The following is a 4,764-nucleotide window of genomic DNA, read 5'->3' as shown; positions in this document are numbered from 1 at the left end:
ATCGTCGCTCGACATTTCTTGTGCGGGCGCTGGAAACGCCCTGATTTAAACGATTCCGAGCCATCCGGCTGATCGCCGGATAGCTCCGCTGTGGTCTTGCCTGCGTACTGCCCGGCCTGCGCGTCGTGGCGCAGGCCCCCTCCGGTCCTACAGCATCTGCTGGCTGATCGCCGCGATGTCCGCCGCGTTCAGCGTGCCGGCGGCCTGCTTGAGCTTCAGGCCATCCAGCAAAAAGTTGTATCCAGCCTCGGCCTGCTGGCGCTTGGCGTTGTACAGGTTGCGCGTCGCGTCCAACACGCTGACGATGTCGTTCAGCCCTGCCTGGAAGCCCTCTTCCTTGAGCTTCAAGGCCAGTTCGAACGACTCCACCGAGCTGTTCAGCGCCTTGATCCGGTCCATGCCGATCACGATGTTCTGGAACGACGAGAACACCTGGCGCTGCACCTTGCGCCGTGTCAGGCTCAGGTCGGACGAGGCCGCGCTCAGGCGGCTGGCCGCCGCGTGACTCATGCCGTAGGTGTAGCCGCCCTGGAAGATCGGCACCGACAGGTTCACCGTGAAGCGGGTATCGGCCACCGTGCTGCCGCCGCCGAACAGGCTGCCGCCCGTCTCGTTGCGGCCGGTGGAGGCGCGCAGATTGACGCTGGGGTAGTAACCCGCCTTCTGCACCGACACTTCCTTTTCCGCCACCGCCACGCCGGCCGAAGCCGCGCGGATCGACCAGTTCTGGTCCAGCGCGGTGCGCAGCCAGGCCTGGGGATCGTTGGGCACGGGCAGCGTCATGGGCAGGTCCTTGCGCACCGGACGCAGCTTCAGGTTGCCGTAGCCGACGATCTCCTGCACAGCCTGTTGCTTGTCCAGGTAGTCGTTCTTTGCCAGCAGCGTATTGGCGTCCTGGATATCCAGGCGCGCCTGCACTTCGCTCAGGCCCACGCGGGTTTCCTGGCCGCTGTGAAAGCGCGCCTGCACCAGTTCCTGCTGCTTCCGCGTGGTGCGGCGCTCGGCCTCGGTCAGCTCGATCTGATCCTGCGCCGCCAGCACGCTGAGATAGGCGGTTGCCGTGCGCAGCATCAGGTCTTGCTGCGCGTAGGCGTAGCTGGCCACTTCCTTGCGCTCGGCCTCCTGCGACTGGCGCCACTTGTGATACGCGCCCAGTTCGAAGATCGGTTGGTTCAGGGTCAGCGCCCAGCCGTTCTCGGCCCAGTTGGCGCGGCCGGTCTGGTAGACGGTGTTTTCGCTGTCGACCACGTTCTGGCGGACGCGGCTGCGATTCATTTCGCCGCTCACGCTGGGCAGCAGGCCCGCGCGCGCGGAGATCACGCCATAGCCCACGGCCTGCAGTTCCTGGTAAGCGCCTTGCATCTGCGGATCGTTCTGCAGCGCCATCATGTAGACCTGGTCCAGCGTCATCGGATCGCTCTGGTCCGGCAGCTGTGCGCCGTTGTACGCCGGCATGTCTTGCGCCAGATAGGACGCTGGCGCCGGAAACACGGTGTTCTCATCAAAGCGCGGCGCGGGCGCGGGGGCCACGTCGTCCATCTGGGCGCTGGGCGTGGTCTTGCCGAAGCCGGAATCCTCCTGGGGAGTGGACTGCCCCAGCTTGAGCGGGCCGCTTTCGGTTTGCGGCGCCGTCGCGGCAGCGGCCGGCGCGGAGGCGGCCGGCGCGGAGGAGGCCGACACGGACGTGGCCGGCGTCCCCTGGCCGGACGAGGCGCAGCCCGCCACGTTCAATGCGGCCATAACCGCCGCCGCCAGCATGCCCTTGCGCGCGAACGCCGGAGGAAAGTGAAGCTTGTTGTAGTCAGTCATAGTAGACAGTCAGGAACTCGTGCCCGTCCCGCGCTGCGCCCGCAGCCAGGCTATAGAGGCTGCGGGGTTCGTCGGGCAACAGGAAACCAAGAACATCGCTTTCCGCCAAAGCGAGACTGGCGGCCAGACGCAGAAGATCGGGGATGAACGCCCGCAACGGCAGCTCGGCCCCACGAAAAGTCACCGTGAACGAATCGCGCCGGGTGTCGGCCTCGTCCACTTCCAGGAACATGAAGCCGGCCGGATCGGCCTGCCCGCAAGCCTGCGCCACGATGCGCTGCGCAACCTGCCGCAACACCGGGTTGCCGAGCCGGGCCAGATAAGGCTCCAGGTGCGCATCGAACGCCGCGCGGTCTTGCAGATGGCGCATGCGGTAAGCCGTCACCGCCGCCTCGCGCTGCGTCGCCGGGTGCCATTTGTAGCCGCAGCCCAGGGGCAGCACGCCATGCTGGCGCAGCGCCTCCGGCGTGGGCATGAACTCCAGATAGACGCGGTACGTGCCGGCCGCGCCATCGGGTTCATAGGCGAAGAACATGGCGCGCGCATGCTCCATGTCCTGCGCCACCCGCATCCATAGCGCCTGCGGCATGGCAAGCGCGCGCGACAAGGTGGCCAAATCCAGCTGACGCCAGTTTTCGCGCTGTATGCCCAGCATGAAGCGGTTGCCGACCAGGCCTGCGGCCGAGAACTTCATCGACCATTCGACCCCGTCGATCTGCCGGTTCTTGAAGACCGACAGCAAACGGTCTGCCCAGATCCGTTGCTCCCCCCGCAGCGTGTGCAGGGGGATATGGATCTCGGGTTCGGCGCCGGCTTGGCTGGGGGCCTGGCCGATCGCGGGAGTCAAGGTTGCGGTCAGCATGGCCCTGCGGCGGGAATCAGGCCGCGGACTCGGCGGGCGCGGCGTCCTGCTGCAGCGCCTTCAGGCGGCGCTGCTCGTCCAGCTGCATGGCCAGGCGCTGGACGTTGCCCAGCGACGCGCGATGCAGTTCGATCAGGCGCAGAATGCCGGCGCGATGCAGTTCGAGCACGCGGGCATCGTCGATGCCGGCGAACTTCTGCTCGTCCACGACCCAGAAGCCGCTCAGATAGCGGTCGCCGTCGGCCTGCGAAATCGTGATCGTCTTGGCCGTGAGCAAGCCCAGCTCGTTCAGGCGCTGGGCCATGTTCTTGGTCAGTTCCATTTCGCCCTGGAACACGCGCAGGAATTCCATCATCTGCGTCAGGTAGCCGGTTTCCTTGCCGTCCTCGAACAAGGCCACGCCCTCCGCGGCATTGACGCCGGGATAGGACTCGTCGATGCACACGGCCAACCGGTCGGCCTCGGCCGTGGTGCCCAGCACGAAGGGATAGCGGCGGGCAAAGGCGGGAACGTAGGTATCGGCCTTCCAGGTGCCCAGCTCGGTCACGAACAGATTGGACTTGTCTTCCAGGCCCAGCAGCACGGCCACGTGGAAGTTGCCAGCGTCGTCGCCCACGAACACGATCGGATAGTGGCGGCCGGCATCGGCGAATTCGCTGGCGGCGATGGGCAGAGCATTCGTGTCCTGCGCAAATGCGTAATGATCCGGCTGAATCTGGATCTTGGTGTCCTGGTGCGCTGCCCGATCCAGCGCCACAGCCCGTTCATAAAACACAGTCGCTGACATGCCTCTAGCCCTCCTTGCCTTTTTCCAGTTACGGACCCGAGCATCATGTAAAGCTTGCACACACTGTTGCTGATATGCCGGCTTTTTCGCTCAAGTCAATGCATCATTTTGTCTATTGACTGCAAGCATTAGACGAGGATTGAAACTCTTCGTCTATACCTGAAACTAGGTATATCTTCTTATGGCGAAAGGGAATTTTCTGGGTTACAACTGATAACATCGCAATAAACTGATGTATTTCGCATTAATGCGAAGTCTTCACGGCGGACCGATAGCTGTCAGGCGGTGCGCATCGCGAAGTTGCTCTCGGATGGCTCCGCAAGAAAAAGCCCGCCGGGTCAGGGCGGGCCTTGGTTAAATCTTCGCGGCCAGGTTCCTGGCCGCACTGTCAGATGGCTGCTTGGCAGGCCGGCCGTTGCAGGCCGGTAAACGCCGTTTCCTTCAAAGCACGAAGCAATCCGCCGAAGCGCGCACCGTCATGTCGCTGACCGAAACGCCCCAGGGTTGATCGATGGCCAGCAGGACCGCGTCGGCGATCGATTCAGGCTCCAGCGGCATGTGCGATATGCTCTCCGGATCGCGGGCATGGGGCGGCAAGGACCCATCCTGCAGGCCCTTTATCATCGCCGTGAATTGCTCCATGTTGTTCCCGACTATGCCAACGGCGGCAGCGTGGTTGACCACGGAGCCGCCCAGTCCGGTGCTGGGCACGCCCGTGGGTTTGATCGTCGTCACCTTGATCTTTCCGCGCGCCTCCATTCTCACGGCTTCCGACATGAAGTTGACTGCCGCCTTGGTGGCCCCATAGATCGCCGCGCCCACCACGGGAAAATTCCCGTAGATGGACGAGATGTTGACGAAGTGACCGCGTCCCTGGGACATCATGGCGTCGTGGGCGGCGATCATGCCGTTGAACACACCCTTCATATTGATATCGATGCAGCGCATCCAGGCATCGTAGGCAAGCGCGTGATCGGCGACAAAAGCCAGCGGCATGATGCCCGCGTTATTGAGCATCACGTCGATCGAACCGTATTCGTGCACGCTGGCCGCGACGAGGCGCTTCAGGTCATCCAGAATGCGGACATCGGCGGCTAAGGCCTGCGCCCGCCCCCCGGCCGCAATAATGCCCGCGACGGTTTCCTTGGCCGCCGCCGCATTGACGTCGCCACACGTCACCAACGCACCGCGCGCAGCGGCCTTCTGCGCGACCAAACGGCCGAAGCCTCCGCCTGCGCCGGTAATGACGATGGTCTTGCCTGAGATGTAGTCGTTCATGGTGTTTTTCCTTGTATGCCTCGATGTA

General features: G+C 64.0%; 4 protein-coding genes. All 4 read right to left on the bottom strand.

Features of this window, described 5'->3' with window-relative positions:
- Positions 1 to 147: 147 nt before the first annotated feature.
- Positions 148 to 1,809, bottom strand: a complete 1,662-nt coding sequence (locus IAG39_RS07835) for a TolC family outer membrane protein (protein WP_118934701.1) — start codon at positions 1,807 to 1,809, stop codon at positions 148 to 150.
- Complete coding sequence (locus tag IAG39_RS07830; protein WP_059380150.1) at positions 1,802 to 2,671, bottom strand: hypothetical protein; 870 nt, start codon at positions 2,669 to 2,671, stop codon at positions 1,802 to 1,804. Before IAG39_RS07830 ends, IAG39_RS07835 begins: the two co-directional genes overlap by 8 nt.
- Before the next feature lie 16 nt (positions 2,672 to 2,687).
- Entirely contained in the window at positions 2,688 to 3,458 is a 771-nt protein-coding gene (locus IAG39_RS07825; RefSeq protein WP_059380151.1) for a SapC family protein, read from the bottom strand.
- Between the two features lie 441 nt (positions 3,459 to 3,899).
- Positions 3,900 to 4,736, bottom strand: coding sequence for an SDR family oxidoreductase (locus IAG39_RS07820; RefSeq protein ID WP_118934703.1), 837 nt, complete (start codon positions 4,734 to 4,736; stop codon positions 3,900 to 3,902).
- Between the last annotated feature and the right edge of the window lie 28 nt (positions 4,737 to 4,764).

It is taken from the genome of Achromobacter xylosoxidans, assembly GCF_014490035.1.
Classification (GTDB): domain Bacteria; phylum Pseudomonadota; class Gammaproteobacteria; order Burkholderiales; family Burkholderiaceae_B; genus Achromobacter; species Achromobacter bronchisepticus_A.
Note: the sequence above shows the minus strand (reverse complement) of the source record. Positions and strands in the feature narration are given on the sequence as shown.

Coding starts and splice junctions, on each gene's coding strand:
- IAG39_RS07835 (WP_118934701.1), bottom strand. CDS start 1,809: ATGACTGACTACAACAAGCTTCACTTTCCTCCGGCGTTCGCGCGCAAG.
- IAG39_RS07830 (WP_059380150.1), bottom strand. CDS start 2,671: ATGCTGACCGCAACCTTGACTCCCGCGATCGGCCAGGCCCCCAGCCAA.
- IAG39_RS07825 (WP_059380151.1), bottom strand. CDS start 3,458: ATGTCAGCGACTGTGTTTTATGAACGGGCTGTGGCGCTGGATCGGGCA.
- IAG39_RS07820 (WP_118934703.1), bottom strand. CDS start 4,736: ATGAACGACTACATCTCAGGCAAGACCATCGTCATTACCGGCGCAGGC.